We start from the raw sequence: 18,234 nt of genomic DNA on the forward strand, positions 1-18,234 counted from the left end.
CATGGCACTGTTGGAAGTAAAAGATCTTGATGTACGTTTTGCCGTGCGTGGTGGCGACCTGACAGCGCTGCGCGGCATCAGCTTCAGCCTGGACAAGGGCGAGCGCCTGGGCCTGGTGGGGGAGTCTGGTGCCGGCAAGTCGGTGGCTGCCTTTTCCATCCTGAACCTGATTGCCAAACCGGGCTACATCGCCGGCGGGCAGATCCTGTTCGAGGGCAGGGACCTGGCCGCCATGAGCGAGCGCGAGCTGCGCCGAATCCGTGGTAACCGTATCGCCATGATCTTCCAGGATCCGATGATGACCCTGAACCCGGTCCTCACCATCGGAACCCAGATGGTGGAGGCTATCCTTGCCCATCGGAAAATCAGTAAAAAAGAAGCCCGTGCCATTGCTCTGGACCGGCTGCAGAAGGTGCAGATTCCTTCTCCGGAGAAGCGTCTCGATCAATACCCCCATGAGCTGTCCGGGGGCATGCGCCAGCGGGTGATCATTGCCATCGCCCTGCTGCTGGATCCGGAAATCATCATCGCGGATGAGCCCACGACGGCTCTGGATGTCACCATTCAGGCGGAAATCATGGATCTGCTGCTGAACCTGTGCGAACAGGAGAACGTGGCGCTGATGCTGATTACCCACGATCTGGGCGTGGTTTCCCAGGTGACCCAGCGAATGCTGGTCATGTACTCCGGTCGGATTATCGAGCAGGGGCCAACCCGGGAAATTATCAATGATGCCCAGCACCCCTACACCCAGGGGCTGATCAACGCGCTGCCCCAGATGGGCGAGCCCGGCGAGCGGCTATTCCAGATTCCTGGCTCCATGCCATCGTTGAAGAACGTGCCCTCCGGCTGTCCGTTCCATCCCCGCTGCAACTTCGCCACCGAGCAGTGCAAGCAGGCCATGCCGGAGTATGTGCGCTCGGGCAATGTGAATGTGGCCTGTTACGAAGTTGCCAACCTGATTGAACAGGAGAAACGCATGCAGGAGGCCGAATCATGACCTCCCCTCTGGTAAGTATCCGCGGTCTCGAGAAACGCTTTGACCTGTCCGGCAGCCTGCTGGAGCAGATCACCTTCGAAGGCGGGCGTTTCCGCCGCAAACAGGAGGCAGTCCATGCCATCAACGGCGTGGACCTGGAAGTGCAGAAGGGCGAGGCCCTGTGCGTGGTGGGCGAATCCGGCTGTGGCAAGTCGACCGTGGCCCGAACCGTGATGGGGTTGCTCTCGCCCAGCGCTGGCGAGATTCACTACGACGGCCAGCGCATCGACAATTTGGAGCGCAAGGATTCACTGCCGTACCGGCGCAAGATGCAGATGATCTTCCAGAATCCCTATGCGTCCCTGAACCCGCGCATGACCATCCAGCAGACCCTGGAGGAGCCGATCCGGTTCCATCACCCGGACTGGTCCCCGGTGCAGGTGCGGGACAAGATCCACGAGGTGATGCATTCGGTGGGCATCGATCAGGACTGGGGCAACCGTTTCGGCCACGAATTCTCCGGTGGCCAGCGCCAGCGGATAGCCATTGCCCGGGCCCTGGCAGTCGATCCGGAGTTCATCGTGGCCGACGAGCCGATCTCGGCCCTGGACGTGTCGATCCAGGCCCAGGTGCTGAACCTTCTGATGGACGCCCAGGAAAGCCGGGGCTTGACCTACCTGTTTATTACCCACGATCTGGCGGTGGTTGAGCATTTCGGCACCCGGGTTGCCGTCATGTACCTTGGGCGGGTTTGTGAGCTGGCGGATACCAAAACGCTGTTTTCCGCGCCCCGACATCCCTACACCCAGGCGCTGTTGTCGGCTATTCCGAAACTGGAGGACGATCGCCCCAACCACATCCGCCTGAAAGGAGAGGTGCCCACGCCGGTGAACCTGCCGTCGGGCTGCGTATTCCATGGGCGGTGCCCTTATGCCAACGAGCGATGCCGGCAGGAAGTGCCCCAGCTGATCACCACGGATGGCGGAACCCAGGTTGCGTGCCACGCGGTGGAAGAGGGCAGGTTGTAACGGCGCCGCTGCGATAGGCTATGATGCCAGCAGCAGAACTCGCATCGATACAACGACATACCCTCAGGGGACTCCATGGAAGTACGCTGGTTGGAAGATTTTCTGGCGCTGGCCCGAACGCGCCATTTCTCACGTGCTGCCGAGTTGCAGCACGTGAGCCAGCCTACGTTCAGCCGCCGGATCAAATTATTGGAAGAAGCCATGGGCAGCACGCTGGTCAACCGCCAGACGCTGCCGCTCTCGCTGACGCCCGCTGGCGAGATATTCCGGGAGCTGTGCGAGCGGATCACCCGGGATGTCCGGGATACCCGTGATCGAATCAGCGCCCTTGAAGCCGAGGTGTCTGCCAGGATCAGTGTGGGTTCCACGCAGGGTCTGTTTTCGCACTTTTACCAGGGCTGGGCGAAAGACGCGGGCATTGCCGAGCGTTTGCAACTGAACCTGAGTGCCACCAGTTGGGTGGGGGAGCAGTTTCTGGAGGCGCTCGACAGTGGCGAGTGTGATCTGGTGCTGTGCTATTGGCATCCCGATCTGCCCTGGGGCGGGAGGCTGACTGCCGATAGTTACGACTGGCTGGTGCTGGCTCGCGAATCCCTGGTTCCGGTCAGTGTTGCTGACGATCAGGGGCATCCGCGGTTTGCCTTGCCGGGCAGCCCGGAACAGCCGGTACCGCTGATCGCCTATCACAGTCGTGGTTTCCTGCAATCGGCGATTGAAGGCCATCTTGCCCGCAACAGGTTGACGGCCAATCTGTTACCCCTGAACGAGAACACCCAGTCCGCCAGCATCAAGGCGCTGGTGAAGCAGGGTTTCGGCATGGGGTGGTTGCCCCGGCGCATGACAGAAAAAAGCGAACAGTTCGGCAGTCTGGTGCGAGCCGGTGACGAAGGCTGGGATGTCCCCCTGGAAATTCGCCTGATCCGTCTCCGTGACACCCGCTCGGACGATCTTTTAACGCTCTGGAAAACACTGGAAGATGGCCATGCCTGATGATGCGCTGTTGTCGCTGCAGACCGATCACCTGAAAGAACTGCAGGCCCGATACGAATCGGCCCTGGCAGAGCATGGCTACGACAGCCTGCTGATTGCTTCCGGCGCCGCGCCTTACCGTTATGGAGATGACCAGGCCTGGCATTTCCAGGGTTATGGTCCGTTTCTGCACTGGACCGGGCTGGCCGGTCGCGAACACTGCTGGCTCTGGATCCGGGCCGGGCACAAGCCCGTGCTCTGGCTGTTCGAACCGGTCGACTTCTGGCACGCCAATTCGCCACTGGCGGAAGAGCCGTGGCAGCAATTCATCGAGGTTCGCAGCAGTGCCTCACCCGAGGCCCCGTTGCTGGATGATCCGGAAAGCCTTGCGGTGATCGGGGATCCTGCCCTGATATCGAATTTTCCGGGTGAGAAAAATCCGGAGGCCCTGCTGAGGGATCTGGACGAGACCCGAGTGTGCAAAACGCCCTACGAAATCGAGTGTCTCGCACAGGCGAATAGACTGGCTCTGGCAGGCCATGCGGCGGCCCGGGAGGCGTTCCTGGTCGGTGAGAGCGAGTTTGGCATCAACCTGGCCTACCAGCAGGCAACCGGTCAGCGGGAAGCCGAAGCGCCTTATCACAGCATTATTGGTCTGAACGAGCACGCCGGGACGTTGCACTACCAGTATTACGATACGCAGCCGCCGGGGCAGACCCGCAGCCTGCTGATCGATGCCGGGGTCCGTTTTCGGGGCTACTGCTCCGATATCACCCGTACCACGGCAGGTCCGGAAGAGTCGCACTTCGCAGCGCTGATCCACGGTCTCGACCGGCTTCAGGTCAGGCTCTGCGACATGGTCGCGCCCGGGGTGGACTACATCGACATCCATCGCAAGGCGCATCAGGGGCTTGCCGCCCTGCTGTCGGCTACCGGTCTGGTTACCGGCCTGGATGACGAGGACATCGTCGAAAAGGGCATCACCCGTGTGTTCTTCCCCCATGGCATCGGTCACTTCCTGGGCGTCCAGGTTCACGACGTGGCTGGAAAACCAACGCCACCTCCGGACGACGCGCCGTTTCTTCGCCTCACCCGCCGGCTTGAACCCGGTATGGTGGTAACCATTGAGCCGGGTCTCTATTTCATTCCGTCGCTGCTGGATCCACTGCTGGAAGGCGAGCTGGGGCAATATTTAAACCGGGAGCTGATTGGCCGGCTGAGAGGCTGCGGCGGAATCCGTATCGAGGACAACGTGGTGGTTACCGACGCAGGTTCGCGGAATCTGACCCGGGGTTTGTGAGTCTCGCAACACAAAAGTTGCACAAATTTAAGCCAGAAGGCTTGCATTTCGAGATGCCAATGACAATAATTATCACTAACTTTTATTGTCATTGGTGAGTCACTGCTATGTACGTTTGCCTTTGCCACGGCGTAACCGACCGGGAAATTCGCGAAGCTGCCGATAACGGCGTGTCATCCATGCGCCAGCTTGGCAAAGAGCTGGGTGTGGGCACCCAGTGTGGACGCTGTGCCTGCACCGCCCGCGAAATCCTGCGCGAGAGCCGCACGCCCGATTACCTGGCCATGGCCAACATGCTCGCCCAGCCTGCCTGACCGGCACGATTGTCCGGTTCTGTTTTTCTCCTGCGCCATAAGGGGCTATCCTAAGACACTGATTCATTCGGCCATCAGGGAGCCCGACCATGAAAGGCGATAAAAAGGTCATCCAGCACTTGAACAAGATCCTCGGCAACGAGCTGACCGCGATCAACCAGTACTTTCTCCATTCCCGCATGTACAAGGATTGGGGTATTACCAAGCTGGCCGCCAAGGAATACGAAGAATCCATCGACGAGATGAAGCATGCAGACCAGCTTATCGAGCGGATCCTGTTCCTCGAAGGGCTGCCCAATCTCCAGGATCTGAACAAATTGCTGATCGGCGAAAACGTCGAGGAAATGATCTCGTGCGATCTCAAACTGGAAGAAATTGCCCACACCGACCTGAAAGAAGCGATCCTCTACTGCGAGGAAGTGCAGGATTTCACCAGCCGTGAACTGTTCCGCAGCATTCTCGATAGTGAAGAAGAGCACATCGACTGGCTGGAAACCCAGCTGGAAATGATTTCCCAGATGGGCATTCAGAACTACATCCAGCTTCAGTCATCCTCCGCGGAGTAACTCCAGACAATGGACTTGTCCTGTTTTAAAGCCTACGACCTGCGGGGCCGGGTGCCGGATCAACTGAATCCGGTCCTGGCCGAAAAAATCGGGCGCGCCTACGTGGAAATTACCGGCGCGAAAAAAGTCATCGTGGGCTACGACATCCGGCTGTCCAGTCCCGACATTGCCGAGGCACTCAGCTCCGGCCTCATGGCCGCCGGCGCGGATGTGTTTGATATCGGCCTGTGCGGCACCGAGCAGGTGTATTTTGCCACCAGCCATTACAAGATGGACGGCGGCATAATGGTAACTGCCAGCCACAATCCCAAAGATCACAACGGCATGAAAATGGTCGGCCCTGAGTCCCGGCCGATCAGCTCCGATAACGGTCTGAACGAGATCCGCGACCGGGTGCTGGAGCCATTCGGTGATGCGCCCCAGCAGGGCCGCTACGAACCGCTTGAGGTGATGAGCGCCTACGTGGACCATCTCCTGGGGTATATCGATGCCGGTTCGCTTAGCCCGCTGACCATTGTCTGCAACGCCGGTAACGGCGGCGCCGGCCTGGTGATCGATGAACTCGAACAGCACCTGCCCTTTGAATTCGTGAAAGTGCACCACCAGCCAGACGGCCATTTTCCCAACGGCGCACCGAACCCGATCCTCCCGGAAAACCGGGCGGCGACGGCCGACGCCGTTATCGCGGAAGGCGCCGCCATGGGCATCGCCTGGGACGGCGACTACGACCGCTGCTTCTTCTTCGACGAAAACGGCCGTTTCATCGAGGGGTACTACATTGTTGGTTTGCTTGCAGACCAGTTCCTGCGCAAAACCGGCGGCGGCAAAGTCATCCACGACCCCCGCCTGACCTGGAACACCCTTGATCTGGTGAAAGCCGCCGGTGGCGAAGCTATCGAGAGCAAGACCGGCCACGCCTTCATCAAACAGAGAATGCGTGACGAAGACGCCGTGTACGGTGGCGAAATGAGCGCCCACCACTACTTCCGCGACTTCGCCTATTGCGACAGCGGCATGATCCCCTGGCTGCTGGTCGCCGAGCGCCTCTGCCAGTCCGGTCAGACCCTGTCGTCGCTCATTGACGCTCGAATCGAAGCCTACCCCGCCAGCGGCGAAATCAACCGCACCATCGATGATCCCCCCAAGGTCATCGCCGCGATTGAAGCCAAGTACAGCGTTGGCGCCAAGAACGTCAGCCACGTGGACGGCGTGAGCATCGAATTCGACGACTGGCGCTTCAACCTGCGGATGTCCAACACCGAGCCGGTTGTGCGCCTCAATGTAGAATCAAGGGCGAATATTCCGTTGATGGAAGAAAAGACGGAAGAGTTGCTGGCTGAAATGCAGAGATTGAACGAAGAGGGTTAGCGCTGCAGCTTGGGGCCGATCGGCGCGGTTCCCCTTCCTGAAACTGTGCGGAGCCATGGATGGCGGAGCCCAAGCGCCACAGGGATGTGCCGCAAGGAGCGTGTTTCAGGAAGGGGAACCGTGACGAGCGGTCTTGCACCGAAGCGTCAAGGCAAAGTCAGAGCCAGTCGTTCAGCATAATCCCGATACCGAACCGCTGAATCCGGTGGTTATAGTCGATCAGACTCTCCCCATACCCGTTGTAGTACTGGAAAAACCCCTTAACCGTATCCCCCATTGGGAAACTGTACCCGAACTCCACCGACGTCTTGTTATCATCCGACCGCAGGTTATTCATCAGCCGCAACGAAAACGTCCGATCCTCGGTCAGCTTGTATACCGCATGGTAATTGGCATACCCCAGGTAGCGCTGGATGTCCGCATTATCATCGTCATTGTTCTCCGGAATCCGATACCAGGGCTGGACCATAAAGAGCCAGCGATCATAACTGTAGGCCGCTGATCCCATGATGCGATTCCAGCTCCGGGACCTCGGTTCTGACTGCCCGTTGGACTGGTGATTGAATCCGAGGGTCACGCCATTGAGTCGGCCCGGTCCGATATCCCAGTCGGTCTGGTATCGGGCGAATATCTCCGGCTCGTAGTTGGTCTCCCGGAAAGGCGCGGAGTCGTCCTGGTTGTACACCTGCCAGAACGAGGTCTGGGTATAGCCAAACCAGAGTGTTGTGCGGTCGTCCAGAATTCCCGTCAGCAGTGGGACCTTGAAACTGATCTGGTACTTGGCTTCTTCCCGTTCCAGGTCGTAGTCATAACCGATGGACCCTAGCCGGGGACTGGATGGCGATTCGTTCGGGTCTTTTACCCAGCTCACCGGCAGGATGTAGGTGGGCCGGTGTCCCACAAAGCTGCCGGAAAAGGAGAATACGGCTTTCTCGGCGGCCACATAGCGGTCCACCAAGGCGGACATAACGCCGGCGTCGGAATCGCCTTCCAGGGCATTGCCGGCAACGGCATCGAGATCTTTACCATTGGGCGCCAGTTGCTCCGCGCTCTTCTCGGCCTGTTCCTTGGCGCTTTCCGATGCCTGGGCCTGGCTCTCTGTGGGTTTGTAGAGGCTGTCAAAACAGGCCAGTCGCTTGATGCCATCGTCAATCAGGGCGCACTGTTCGGGTGAATCAATGGAGGGCGCTTCCTCAGTCTGTGCCGCCACGTTTACAGGCACCGCCAGCATCAGCGAGAGGGTAGTGATGGCCGTGGGCGGCGCCAACAGGTGTGGGGATGTCATCAGGTGCTCTCCTAGCTGGCGGTCAGACTGAACCAGGTGTTGGCAATGCCATAGATCCAGACGCCGATCAGGGTGACGGCCAGAAGTGAGAAAATAACCTTGTGCTTGAACCGGTTGCCACTTTCCGCCGAGGCTACCCAGCGCAGGTACATGAGGCCGATAAAACTGATGAAGACCCCGAGGCTGGCGAAGGCTGGAATCAGCAGCCAGCCGGCGCTGATGGTCTGACCGTCGCTGGTCTGGCTGGAAAACCACCCCATGGAAGCCAGCAAAACGGCAAGCGCTGTAAATTCGGCAATCAGCAGCGGTTTGCGCAACGGGTGGGGTGAAGTCGGTTCCGAATTGGTCATGGAAACAGGTCCTGAATGATGAAACGTCGGCGAACACCATGGTAACCGGATTGTTCGCGAAACACCCTCTGACTTACGAAATCGCAATTAAAATGGTTGAAATCAATTTATGATTTTGCTCTTTGGTTTTTTTGCCAGGTTTCAGTCGCTATAATGCGGCGACCGAAGATTATAACGCTCAAATGCGAGGTGCATTGTGAAGATGAAGAGAGTCCTGGCTGCTGTATTGGTCGTTGCAGGCCTGACAGCTAGCGCCGTAATGGCAAGCGTCGAAGATGAAATCCGTGCACGTATCCAGCCGGTTGGCGAAGTGTGCCTGCAGGGTGACGAATGTGGCAGTGCCGCCGCTCCGACCGAGACCGCCAGCTCTGGTCCTCGTTCTGGCAGTGAGGTTTATGATGCTGTGTGTATGGCATGCCACACCACGGGCGCTGCTGGCGCACCCAAGATTGGCGATACTGCTGCCTGGGCTCCCCGTATCGACAAGGGTCTCGAGACGCTGGTCAGCCATGCGATCAATGGCTTTAACGCCATGCCTGCCAAAGGCGGCTGCGCAAACTGCCCGGATGAAGAGATCCAGGCCGGCGTTGAGTATCTTGTAGAGCAAAGCCAGTAAGCCGAAGGTTTTGCTTGCTGAAAAAAGCCCCACAACGGGGCTTTTTTTGTAGCTGCACGATCAGCTAAAGGCCAAGGTCTCCCAGCAGGGCGCTGAGCGTGGCCTTTCCCTTTTTCTGATTGGCTTCCACATCCAGGTCGCCAGTCCCTTCCCATTTCAGGTCTTCCTCGGGCAGCTCATCAAGGAAGCGGCTCGGGATGGTTTCGAGTTTCTCGCCGTACTGTTTTCGGGTCGCCGCATAGGTCAGGGTCAGCGTTTCCCGGGCGCGGGTAATACCCACGTACATCAGTCGCCGTTCTTCCTCGATATTACCTTCTTCAATACTGCTGCGGTGGGGCAGGATTTCTTCTTCAAGCCCCATGATGAATACGTGGGGAAACTCCAGGCCCTTCGACGCGTGCAGGGTGAGCAGCTGAACCTTGTCGCTGTCATCGTCCTCTTCCCGCTGTTCCATCATGTCCCGCAGGATCAGTTTGGTGATGGCATCTTCGATGCCGAGCTCATCGGCCGTGCCCTTGCCATCGTCGAGCATTCGCTGGATGGACTCCACCAGGTACCAGATGTTCTCCATCCGCCGCTCGGCCTGTTTGGGGGTGCCGGAGTGCTGGTGCAGCCACTCCTCGTATTCGATGTCCGTGAACAGCTGTTTGATCACGGGTATCGGGTTCTCGCTGTGCAATCGCTCGCAGGTGGCATCCACCCAGTGGGCAAAACGCCGCAGGCGATCCAGCCCCTTCTCGGTCACGTGGGTCTCTGCGCCCATGTCACCCAGGGCCTTGAACAGGCTGACGTTGCGGGACCGGGCGTAGTGACTGAGCTGCTCCAGCGTGCGCGGACCGATCTCCCGGCGTGGCACATTGACCACCCGCAGAAACGCGGCGTCGTCGTCCGGATTGATCAACAGCCGCAGGTAGGACATGGCGTCCTTGATCTCGTTCTTCGAGAAAAACGACTGGCCGCCGGAGATGCGGTAGGGGATCTGGTAGGCCTGCAGCTTCATTTCCAGCAGTCGTGCCTGGTGGTTACCCCGATACAGCACGGCAAAGTCCCGGAAATCGAGTCCTTTTTTTAGCTTCTGGTCGAGGATCTCGGTGGCAACGCGGTCGGTTTCCGCGTCTTCGTTGCGGCATCGGACAATCCGTATTTCCTCGCCGATGGTGTGATCACTCCACAGCGCCTTCTCGAACACGTGGGGATTATTGGCAATCACTGTGTTGGCACTGCGCAGGATCCGGGCAGTGGAACGGTAATTCTGCTCAAGCTTGACGATTTTCAGGCTTGGGAAGTCTTCCTTGAGCTGGGCCAGGTTTTCGGGCCGGGCACCGCGCCAGGCATAGATGGACTGGTCGTCGTCTCCAACCACGGTAAACGCGGCTCGCTCGGCCACCAGCTGCTTGACCAGTTCATACTGGCACACGTTGGTGTCCTGGTATTCATCCACCAGCATGTAGCGAATCTTACGCCGCCATTTCGCGAGCACGTCCGGATTCGAGCGGAAGAGCATCACGGGAAGCAGGATCAAATCATCAAAATCGACCGCGTTGTAGGCTTTCAGGTACTCGTTGTATTTCTTGTAGATGATGGCAATACGCTGTTCGCGCTCATCGGCAGCCTTGCTCAGGGCCTCGGCCGGCCCCCGCATGGCGTTTTTCCAGGAGGAGATGGTCATCTGGATGTCGTTGAGTTCGTCCCCGGCCTCGGCGCTGGCTTCCCGGAGCATCAGATCCTGTAACAGGGCCTTGGCATCCTCGGCATCAAAGATCGAGAAGCCGGGGTGGTAGCCAAGATGCGTGTGCTCCTCACGGATCATATTGAGGCCAAGATTGTGAAAAGTAGATACAATCAGGCCCCGGGTCAGCTTCCGGTCAACGATCCTGCCAACCCGCTCTTTCATTTCACGGGCAGCCTTGTTGGTGAAGGTGACCGCGGCAATATGACGCCCCGGTATTCCGAGTTGCTCGATCAGGTAGGCAATCTTGCGGGTAATCACGCTGGTCTTGCCACTGCCTGCCCCGGCAAGCACCAGCATCGGGCCATCGGCATAGCGGACTGCTTCGCTTTGTCTCGGGTTGAGCTTGTTCACAAATAAATGGCCAGAATGGAACGAAATGGGGATAACAGACGTGGGCTTATTCTACACCAGACAGAGTTACTGTACCTTGGGGATCTATAGACTATGATTAACAGAACGGACTCGGTTGTTCACGCATAAATGGATCCTGCTTGATGACACTGCCACTGGAAACCATGAGGCCCGGACAGTTGCGCCTTTTGGTTCTTACACCAGACTACGCTGATTTTCTCTGGCTGAATGCTCTTCTGGCGGGTGACGTCGACATCAGTGCGGACGCGACCTGGTGCCCGGATCTGGTGGATTGTGATGATCTGATCCGTAACGCCAGTTTTGATGTCATCGTCTGGGACTGCGTGTTCCATGGTGGCTCAGAGGCGTCTTTCCTGCAATATCTGGCGGTCGCCAGCAATGAAAAACCCGTTCTGGCCCTCAGTGCCGAGCCGCCGATGGAGCGCGCGCCAGAGTTGCTGGCTGCCGGCGCTGCCGATTACCTTTGTCGTCAAACCCTGGACCACTGGACGTTCCGTCGGGCCGTGAAGTGCCTGTGGTATCGGGACCAGTTGTCCGAGTCCGCCCATGGTCAGCTGGGCCGCGAAGTCGCCACCGGTTTTATCAACCGGGACCTTTTCTTCGATCGTCTCCAGCAGGCCCTGCTGCGGGCCGAGCGTGCAGGCCATCGGCTGGCCTTGTTGCACCTCAATATCGATGACTTCCGCAGCATTAACGAATCTTTCGGTTACCAGAAAAGCGACCAGTTGATGATGAAGCTGGCAGAGCGGCTTCGTCATTCTCTCCGGCGCGTCGATTCGCTGATGCGTATCGGGGGTGACGAACTGGCCATTATTGTTGAAAAGGTCGAGGACTCCCTCGATATCACCCAGATTATCCGCAAGGTGGTCAACGCCCTTGATGAGCCGGTTACGATCGATGGCCAGACGGTCGTGGTCAGTGCCAGCCTCGGTGTCGCAACCTACCCGGAAGCCGGAGACAGCGCCGAGAATCTGTTGCGCCGGGCCAACCGCGCCATGTTCGAAGCAAAACGGGATCCGGGCACCAGCTACCGTTTTTACGACCGCCAGCTGCACATTTCCGCCGGTTACCAGCTTCGTCTGGAGGCAGACCTCCGCAACGCCCTTCGAGGCAAGGAACTGGAGCTTTACTATCAGCCCCGGATTGATCTGGCCACGGAAGAAGTACGGGGTGTCGAATGCCTGTTGCGCTGGAATCACCCGGAGCGCGGGCTGGTGGGGCCGGACGAATTCATTCCGGTTGCCGAGCGCAGCGGGTTGATCGTGCCCATTGGTTACTGGGTCATCGAGCAGGCCTGCAAACGCCTGCAGGAATCCGCCGAGCTCGGTTTCCCCGGGCTGGTGTTCGCGGTCAACCTGTCGTTCAGGCAGTTTCACGATCGCAAGATGACCGAAACCATTTTCCGCATCATCTTTAACGCCAACGTGGATACCAGTCTGCTGGAGCTGGAGCTGACCGAGAGTGCCATGATGCACGACCCGGAGTACGCCCAGCGCTGCCTGCGGGAGTTAAACCAGCTGGGTATCAGCTTCGCGCTGGACGACTTTGGAACCGGCTTTTCCTCACTGAGTAATCTCCAGCATCTGCCGATCTCGCTGGTGAAAATCGACAAGTCGTTCGTTCAGGAACTGGGCAATTCGGCAGACGCCGAACATATTATCCGGGCCATTATCAGTCTGGCCCACAGCTTGCAGATCAGCGTCGTCGCCGAAGGAGTGGAAACCGAAGGGCAACTGGAGTTTCTGCGCCAGCAGCATTGCGATGAAATCCAGGGCTATTACTACGCCCGGCCCATGCCCTGGGCGGATCTTGTGCAATTCCTGAACAAGCGGGGACAGGCCGCTTGCCTGCAGCAGTAAGCCGCTGTACCTTTGCTGGTTTATTGGCAAAGCATCAGACAGAGGTTGCATGAACAGTATCTCCAGGCGTATCGCCGAGGAACTCGGTGTCCGCGAGCAACAGGTTAATGCCACCGTCGAACTGCTCGACGAAGGCGCGACCGTTCCGTTTATCGCCCGCTACCGGAAAGAGATCACAGGCTCACTGGATGACAGCCAGCTGAGGAGCCTGGAAGAACGTCTGCGCTATTTGCGGGAACTGGAAGACCGTCGTGCCACTATCCTCAAGAGCATTGAGGAGCAGGGCAAGCTGACCGACGAGCTCAAGGCCACCATCCAGGACGCCGACACCAAGAACCGTCTGGAAGATCTTTACCTGCCCTACAAGCCCAAGCGCCGGACCAAGGCCCAGATTGCCCGCGAGGCGGGTCTGGAGCCGCTGGCTGACGCCCTCTATGATGATCCGACTCTCGATCCTGAAACCACTGCCCAGGGCTACCTGAACAAAGACGCCGGCGTGGAAGATACCAAGGCTGCCCTGGATGGCGCCCGCTACATTCTGATGGAGCGTTTTGCCGAGGATGCCGAGCTGCTGGGCAGCCTGCGGGACTTTATCTGGCAGGAAGGCCAGCTGAAAGTCACCGTGGTGGAAGGCAAGGAAAACGAGGGGGCCAAGTTCCGTGATTATTTCGACCACGTTGAGCCGCTTAAGAAAGTTCCGTCCCACCGTGCCCTGGCCATCCTGCGGGGCAGGAACGAGGGCGTTCTTGGCTACACGATTGTTGTTGGTGATGCCGAGGATGACCGCCGTGCGCCCCACCCGGCCGAGCAGCGCATCGCCGCTCGCTGGAATATCCGGGACAATGGTCGTGCTGCCGACAAATGGCTCTCGGAGGTGGTTCGCTGGACCTGGCGGGTGAAACTCTCCACCCAGATTGAAACCGATCTCATGGCACAGGTCCGCGAAGCGGCAGAAACCGAGGCCATCAACGTGTTCGCCGCCAACCTCAAGGATCTTCTGCTGCTTGCGCCGGCCGGTCCACGTCCGACCCTGGGCCTGGATCCAGGGCTACGCACCGGGGTGAAAGTGGCTGTAATCGATGGCACTGGCCAGGTGGCCGGCCACGGTGCCATCTTTCCCCATGCGCCCCAGAACCAATGGGACCGTTCCATCGAGCAACTGGCGGCCTGGTGTCGGGAGTACAAGATTGAACTGGTGGCCATCGGCAATGGCACCGCTTCCCGGGAAACGGAGAAGCTGGTCGGCGACCTCAGCAAGCGTTACCCCGAATTGAAGCTGGCCCGGATCGTGGTCAGTGAGTCCGGTGCTTCGGTCTATTCAGCCTCCGAGTTCGCCTCAAAAGAACTGCCCGATCTGGATGTCACCATTCGCGGCGCGGTGTCCATTGCCCGCCGACTGCAGGATCCGCTGGCCGAACTGGTGAAAATCGAGCCGAAATCCATCGGGGTGGGGCAGTACCAGCACGACGTTTCCCAGGTGCAGCTGTCACGAAGCCTGGATGCCGTAGTGGAAGACTGCGTAAACGGCGTGGGTGTGGATCTGAACACGGCGTCAGCGCCACTGCTGGCAAGGGTCTCGGGCCTGAACCAGACCATCGCCCAGAACATCATTGAGTTCCGCAACCAGAACGGCATGTTCCGCAACCGGAAACAGCTGCTCAAGGTCACCCGTCTCGGGGACCGCACGTTCGAGCAGGCGGCGGGTTTTCTGCGTATTGCCGGCGGTGAGAACCCCCTGGACCGGTCCTCCGTGCACCCGGAAGCCTATGGCGTGGTCGAGGCCATCGCCCGGAAAAATAATCGCGAAGTGGGCGATATCATCGGCGATTCCTCGTTCCTGCGTGGTCTGAATCCCCAGGATTACGTAACAGAACAGTTCGGTTTGCCGACTATCAAGGACATCATCTCGGAACTGGAGAAACCGGGGCGGGATCCGCGACCGGAATTCAGGTTCGCAAGTTTTGAGGAAGGGGTCGAAACCCTGAGCGATCTCAAACCCGGCATGGTGCTGGAAGGCTCGGTGACCAACGTGACCAACTTTGGCGCGTTTGTGGATATTGGTGTGCATCAGGATGGCCTGGTGCACATTTCCGCGCTGTCCCACACCTTCGTCAAGGATCCCCGGGAAGTGGTCAAGGCCGGGGATATCGTCAAGGTCAAGGTGATGGACGTGGATATCCCGCGCAAGCGAATTGCCCTGACCATGCGTATGGACGATCAGCCTGGCGAGAAAAACGAAGGCAAGCCAATGGCTGCCAACCGCTCCGGAGCCAGCCGCAAGGGCGGAAACCGGAATGCCGGTAATGCCGGTTCCGGTCAGAAATCCCCACAGGGCGCCATGGCTGGTGCGCTGGCCCAGGCACTTGCCTCGGCGCGCAAGGACAGCTGACGGGTTTACAATCTTTTCACCGGCCGGTTATGCAAAAGAGCAAGCCGGCCGCAGCAGGAGTCGACCATGGCTGAATCCCGCCATTCCGTATTTCGTCAGTTCGCTGCCAGCGACTGGGATGGTTTCCTCAAGGGTGTCGAAAAAGAAGGGCTGCGGGTGGATCGCAACGGCTTCATCGCCCAGACTCCGCACCCCGAAGCCCTGGGGTCGGCGCTGACCCATCCGAGGATTACCACCGACTATTCAGAGGCCTTGCTGGAGCTGATTACGCCGGTGTTCGACAGCACGGCAGGCATGCTGAAATCGCTGCGGGATATCCACACGTTTGTGCAGCAGAACCTGGGTGACGAAGTGTTCTGGGCGACAAGCATGCCCTGTGAGCTGGATGGTGACCCGAGTATCCCCATCGCCGAGTATGGCAGCTCCAATATTGGTCAGCTCAAGCATGTTTACCGGCAGGGACTGGCCGTGCGCTACGGCCGCATGATGCAGAGCATCGCGGGCGCCCACTACAATCTGTCCCTGCCCGACAGTTTCTGGCACAAGTGGCAGGAATTGCTGGGCAACGAGCAAAGCCTGAAGGACTTCAAGTCGGACCAGTATTTCTGGCTGATTCGCAATTTCCGCCGCCGCAGCTGGCTGCTGATGTTGTTGTTCGGTGCTTCGCCCGCCCTGGATGCCAGCTTTGTAGCCGGCGTGAACCATGATCTCTCGCGATTTGATGAACGCACCTGGTTCGGTGAGTACGCAACCTCGTTGCGGATGGGCGATCTTGGGTACCACAACAACGCACAGGCATCCCTGAATATCTGTTTCAACGAGCTGAGCACCTACACCCAGACTCTGGATCGGGCCATTCACACCACCTGGCCGGCGTATGAGTCGATCGGCACCCGCCGGGGCGACAAGTTCATCCAGATCAACACCAGCGTACTGCAGATCGAGAACGAGTATTACAGCGCGGTGCGCCCAAAACGCACGACGCAGCGTGAGGAAAAGCCCATCCAGGCCCTCGAAGCCCGGGGTGTGGAGTACATTGAGGTGCGATGTCTGGACCTTGATCCCTTCTCGCCGGTTGGCGTGAACGAGGCCCAGATCGATTTTCTGGATCTGTTCCTGCTGGACTGCCTGTTAGCAGACTCTCCCCGAATTGGCGATGCCGAGTGTGAGCGCCTGGATGACAACTACAAGGATGTGGTCGCCAATGGGCGTTATCGAGAGTTGGCGCTTTGCCGTGGTGGGCATCGTACCCCGGTATCCGACGCTGCGAACGACATTCTGTCGCAGCTGGAGCCCCTTGCGGAACTGCTCGATAGTTGGCGGGGTGATGACACCTACCGCAACGCCCTTGCCGCCCAGCGCGAAGTGTTGACCGGTGAATGGACCGTGCCGTCTGCCCGGGTTCTCGATGCCATGCGTTCCTCTGGCCTGGGTCACCGGGAGTGGGGCATGGAAATGGCGCGGCAGCATCAGCAGAGCCTTAGGCAGGAAGGTCTTGGTGATGATGTGCGCCGCGCGTTTGAGGCCATGACGTCAGAATCCCTGACCGAGCAGGCCGACATGGAAAGCGCCGATACCCTGTCGTTCAGCGAGTTTCTGGAACAGTACCTGAGCTCTTGAGCGTTGGGTTCGGGAGGTGTCGCAGGAGTCTGCGGACCTGACGCACAGAAACTGAACAAAGATTTGTCTCCCTCCGGTCCGGCTGTTAATTTTTGTAACATCAGGATCGGGAGAGACCGCTATGGCAAGGGATATCAAACTCGGCTGGGACGTGGAAGCCCTGAACAAGGCTTACCGTCAGGGCTATATGTCTGCCAACATGGGCATGGACAAATCCCGCTGCCCCTATCGTGGTGACGTCGTTATTGCGGCCTGGGAAGCCGGTTGGGATGATGCCGATCAGGTGGCCCGTGATGACCGCGACCAGTCAGATGATCTGTTCTCGCGGATCGCCTGAACCACTGGCCGGTTCCAGCTTCACTTCTGCACGACAAACTCCGTAAACAGCACGCCGGCTATGCTTTCGCCGGTCTGCTGCTCTTCCAGTACCGCATTGATTCGCTGTTTGGCTTCTTCGCGCAGCGCCTCCTGGCCTTCCATTGAGGTGAGGCGATCGGTATCCGTTTGCTCACCAAACAGCATGACCAGTTCGTGTCGCAATCGGGGCATGTGGGCATCCACGGCAGGCCGTGCGCTCGCGCTGTTTGCCCGTAGACTGACCGCGGCTTTCAGATAGGTTGGCTTGTTGCCGGGCGTACCCACGTGGGTCACGAACGGTGGATCCATGCTGATGTAGTCGGTAAAGCTGTTTTCTTCTTCAGCCACCTCCTCGTCGGCATTTTCCTCTTCCTGGGAAACGGCCGGCAAAGAGATCGTTGCAAACAATAGAAAAAGAAGCGTCAGAACAGATTTTGGCTGGCGTGTCATAGGCTTGAAGTTGATCGTGGTTTAGGGTTAAGTGACGAGAATAGCAGGCCCTGTGGCCGCTTGCAGTTTCAATTCACGATTCGAGGTGTTCTTTTGACCAGCAGATGGGTTTTCGGGCTTATTTTCCTTGTATGTGCCGCACTCCTTGGTGTGGCTTTTTATATGGAGCATGTGATGGGGCTCGAGCCCTGCCCGCTTTGCTGGTTACAGCGCTTCGGCTTCATGGGTGCCGGTCTGGTCAGTTTCCTGGCCTTTCTCCATGGCCCCACCGGATTCGGCGTTCGGATCTATGGGTTCCTGCTGGTGCTGACCGCCGGAGCAGGGCTGGGTGTCGCCGGGCGGCAGTTGTGGCTGCAGAGCCTGCCGGCGGACCAGGTGCCGGCATGCGGGCCTTCGGTGGACTACATGCTGGACGTTCTGCCGTGGTTCGAGGTTCTGTCTACCGCGCTCCAGGGAACCGGGGACTGCGCTGAAGTGGTCTGGCGGTTCCTGGGTTTGAGCATTCCCGGCTGGACTGCTGTCTTTTTCTCGCTGCTTGTCATCACCGGTCTGGTTTTGATGTTTCGCCGGCAAAAACCCCGGGAATGGATTCGAGGCTGAAACGGTTGCGGGGAACCGCAGCCATGGGGTAAGTTGATCCAAACCTAATAAAAATCAAAACCGAAACAGAAGTAGTCAAG

17 protein-coding genes are annotated in these 18,234 nt (G+C 58.7%); 13 read left to right on the plus strand and 4 right to left on the minus strand.

All coding sequences use genetic code 11. The features are described 5' to 3' along the window. Window position 1 precedes the first annotated feature (1 nt). From EDB94_RS00070 to EDB94_RS00100, 7 genes are all read left to right on the plus strand, one after another. Window positions 2-1,000 (plus strand): ABC transporter ATP-binding protein, encoded by a 999-nt coding sequence (locus EDB94_RS00070; RefSeq protein WP_014575819.1) that lies wholly within the window; start codon window positions 2-4, stop codon window positions 998-1,000. Further along, the gene (locus EDB94_RS00075) at window positions 997-2,007 is read left to right on the plus strand and encodes an ABC transporter ATP-binding protein (protein WP_062782921.1); all 1,011 of its coding nucleotides are present in this window, start codon (window positions 997-999) and stop codon (window positions 2,005-2,007) included. The genes EDB94_RS00070 and EDB94_RS00075 overlap by 4 nt, the downstream gene beginning before the upstream one ends. A gap of 75 nt (window positions 2,008-2,082) precedes the next feature. Further along, a complete protein-coding gene (locus EDB94_RS00080; RefSeq protein ID WP_108019488.1) occupies window positions 2,083-2,997 on the plus strand; it encodes a LysR family transcriptional regulator in 915 nt (304 codons plus the stop codon). Next, complete coding sequence (pepQ, locus tag EDB94_RS00085; RefSeq protein WP_108019614.1) at window positions 2,990-4,276, plus strand: Xaa-Pro dipeptidase; 1,287 nt, start codon at window positions 2,990-2,992, stop codon at window positions 4,274-4,276. Before EDB94_RS00080 ends, pepQ begins: the two co-directional genes overlap by 8 nt. Window positions 4,277-4,383: 107 nt before the next feature. After that, window positions 4,384-4,590, plus strand: coding sequence for a bacterioferritin-associated ferredoxin (locus tag EDB94_RS00090; RefSeq protein ID WP_012139146.1), 207 nt, complete (start codon window positions 4,384-4,386; stop codon window positions 4,588-4,590). An 89-nt stretch (window positions 4,591-4,679) separates the two neighbouring features. Further along, window positions 4,680-5,156 (plus strand): bacterioferritin, encoded by a 477-nt coding sequence (bfr, locus tag EDB94_RS00095; protein ID WP_108019490.1) that lies wholly within the window; start codon window positions 4,680-4,682, stop codon window positions 5,154-5,156. A 9-nt stretch (window positions 5,157-5,165) separates the two neighbouring features. Continuing rightward, window positions 5,166-6,524, plus strand: a complete 1,359-nt coding sequence (locus tag EDB94_RS00100) for a phosphomannomutase (RefSeq protein WP_108019492.1) — start codon at window positions 5,166-5,168, stop codon at window positions 6,522-6,524. Between the two features lie 157 nt (window positions 6,525-6,681). On the opposite strand, the gene EDB94_RS00105 is transcribed toward EDB94_RS00100, so the two are convergent. Further along, window positions 6,682-7,809 carry a phospholipase A gene (locus EDB94_RS00105; protein WP_108019494.1) on the minus strand — a complete coding sequence of 376 codons (1,128 nt, stop codon included), beginning with the start codon at window positions 7,807-7,809 and terminating at the stop codon, window positions 6,682-6,684. An 11-nt stretch (window positions 7,810-7,820) separates the two neighbouring features. Beyond that, window positions 7,821-8,159 (minus strand): hypothetical protein, encoded by a 339-nt coding sequence (locus EDB94_RS00110; RefSeq protein ID WP_014575826.1) that lies wholly within the window; start codon window positions 8,157-8,159, stop codon window positions 7,821-7,823. A gap of 202 nt (window positions 8,160-8,361) precedes the next feature. On the opposite strand from EDB94_RS00110, the gene EDB94_RS00115 reads away from it, so the two are divergent. Then, window positions 8,362-8,775, plus strand: coding sequence for a cytochrome c5 family protein (locus EDB94_RS00115; protein WP_041644893.1), 414 nt, complete (start codon window positions 8,362-8,364; stop codon window positions 8,773-8,775). 64 nt (window positions 8,776-8,839) lie between these two features. On the opposite strand, the gene rep is transcribed toward EDB94_RS00115, so the two are convergent. Then, window positions 8,840-10,858 carry a DNA helicase Rep gene (gene rep, locus EDB94_RS00120; RefSeq protein WP_014575829.1) on the minus strand — a complete coding sequence of 673 codons (2,019 nt, stop codon included), beginning with the start codon at window positions 10,856-10,858 and terminating at the stop codon, window positions 8,840-8,842. 143 nt (window positions 10,859-11,001) lie between these two features. On the opposite strand from rep, the gene EDB94_RS00125 reads away from it, so the two are divergent. From EDB94_RS00125 to rmf, 4 genes are all read left to right on the plus strand, one after another. Then, window positions 11,002-12,738, plus strand: a complete 1,737-nt coding sequence (locus tag EDB94_RS00125; RefSeq protein WP_014575830.1) for a bifunctional diguanylate cyclase/phosphodiesterase — start codon at window positions 11,002-11,004, stop codon at window positions 12,736-12,738. Window positions 12,739-12,787: 49 nt separating this feature from the next. Continuing rightward, window positions 12,788-15,127: a Tex family protein gene (locus EDB94_RS00130; RefSeq protein ID WP_108019496.1), complete on the plus strand. Its 2,340-nt coding sequence runs from the start codon at window positions 12,788-12,790 to the stop codon at window positions 15,125-15,127. Window positions 15,128-15,193: 66 nt separating this feature from the next. Further along, window positions 15,194-16,747, plus strand: coding sequence for a glutamate--cysteine ligase (gene gshA, locus EDB94_RS00135; RefSeq protein ID WP_108019498.1), 1,554 nt, complete (start codon window positions 15,194-15,196; stop codon window positions 16,745-16,747). A 121-nt stretch (window positions 16,748-16,868) separates the two neighbouring features. Beyond that, window positions 16,869-17,084: a ribosome modulation factor gene (gene rmf, locus EDB94_RS00140; protein WP_108019500.1), complete on the plus strand. Its 216-nt coding sequence runs from the start codon at window positions 16,869-16,871 to the stop codon at window positions 17,082-17,084. Between the two features lie 20 nt (window positions 17,085-17,104). On the opposite strand, the gene EDB94_RS00145 is transcribed toward rmf, so the two are convergent. After that, a complete protein-coding gene (locus tag EDB94_RS00145; RefSeq protein WP_062782906.1) occupies window positions 17,105-17,554 on the minus strand; it encodes a flagellar basal body-associated FliL family protein in 450 nt (149 codons plus the stop codon). A 93-nt stretch (window positions 17,555-17,647) separates the two neighbouring features. Here EDB94_RS00145 and EDB94_RS00150 point away from each other — a divergent pair, with 93 nt between their 5' ends. Continuing rightward, a complete protein-coding gene (locus EDB94_RS00150; protein WP_175497417.1) occupies window positions 17,648-18,154 on the plus strand; it encodes a disulfide bond formation protein B in 507 nt (168 codons plus the stop codon). The last annotated feature ends 80 nt before the right edge of the window (window positions 18,155-18,234 follow it).

The sequence above is a fragment of the Marinobacter sp. 3-2 genome, from assembly GCF_003751355.1.
In the GTDB taxonomy this organism is placed as follows: domain Bacteria; phylum Pseudomonadota; class Gammaproteobacteria; order Pseudomonadales; family Oleiphilaceae; genus Marinobacter; species Marinobacter adhaerens.

Excerpts from the sequence above, each read along its gene's own strand:
- EDB94_RS00110 (WP_014575826.1), bottom strand. The coding sequence starts at position 8,159 with ATGACCAATTCGGAACCGACTTCACCCCACCCGTTGCGCAAACCGCTG.
- bfr (WP_108019490.1), top strand. The coding sequence starts at position 4,680 with ATGAAAGGCGATAAAAAGGTCATCCAGCACTTGAACAAGATCCTCGGC.
- EDB94_RS00145 (WP_062782906.1), bottom strand. The coding sequence starts at position 17,554 with ATGACACGCCAGCCAAAATCTGTTCTGACGCTTCTTTTTCTATTGTTT.
- EDB94_RS00115 (WP_041644893.1), top strand. The coding sequence starts at position 8,362 with ATGAAGAGAGTCCTGGCTGCTGTATTGGTCGTTGCAGGCCTGACAGCT.
- EDB94_RS00080 (WP_108019488.1), top strand. The coding sequence starts at position 2,083 with ATGGAAGTACGCTGGTTGGAAGATTTTCTGGCGCTGGCCCGAACGCGC.
- gshA (WP_108019498.1), top strand. The coding sequence starts at position 15,194 with ATGGCTGAATCCCGCCATTCCGTATTTCGTCAGTTCGCTGCCAGCGAC.
- EDB94_RS00090 (WP_012139146.1), top strand. The coding sequence starts at position 4,384 with ATGTACGTTTGCCTTTGCCACGGCGTAACCGACCGGGAAATTCGCGAA.
- EDB94_RS00125 (WP_014575830.1), top strand. The coding sequence starts at position 11,002 with ATGACACTGCCACTGGAAACCATGAGGCCCGGACAGTTGCGCCTTTTG.
- rmf (WP_108019500.1), top strand. The coding sequence starts at position 16,869 with ATGGCAAGGGATATCAAACTCGGCTGGGACGTGGAAGCCCTGAACAAG.
- EDB94_RS00070 (WP_014575819.1), top strand. The coding sequence starts at position 2 with ATGGCACTGTTGGAAGTAAAAGATCTTGATGTACGTTTTGCCGTGCGT.
- pepQ (WP_108019614.1), top strand. The coding sequence starts at position 2,990 with ATGCCTGATGATGCGCTGTTGTCGCTGCAGACCGATCACCTGAAAGAA.
- EDB94_RS00075 (WP_062782921.1), top strand. The coding sequence starts at position 997 with ATGACCTCCCCTCTGGTAAGTATCCGCGGTCTCGAGAAACGCTTTGAC.
- EDB94_RS00130 (WP_108019496.1), top strand. The coding sequence starts at position 12,788 with ATGAACAGTATCTCCAGGCGTATCGCCGAGGAACTCGGTGTCCGCGAG.
- EDB94_RS00105 (WP_108019494.1), bottom strand. The coding sequence starts at position 7,809 with ATGACATCCCCACACCTGTTGGCGCCGCCCACGGCCATCACTACCCTC.
- EDB94_RS00100 (WP_108019492.1), top strand. The coding sequence starts at position 5,166 with ATGGACTTGTCCTGTTTTAAAGCCTACGACCTGCGGGGCCGGGTGCCG.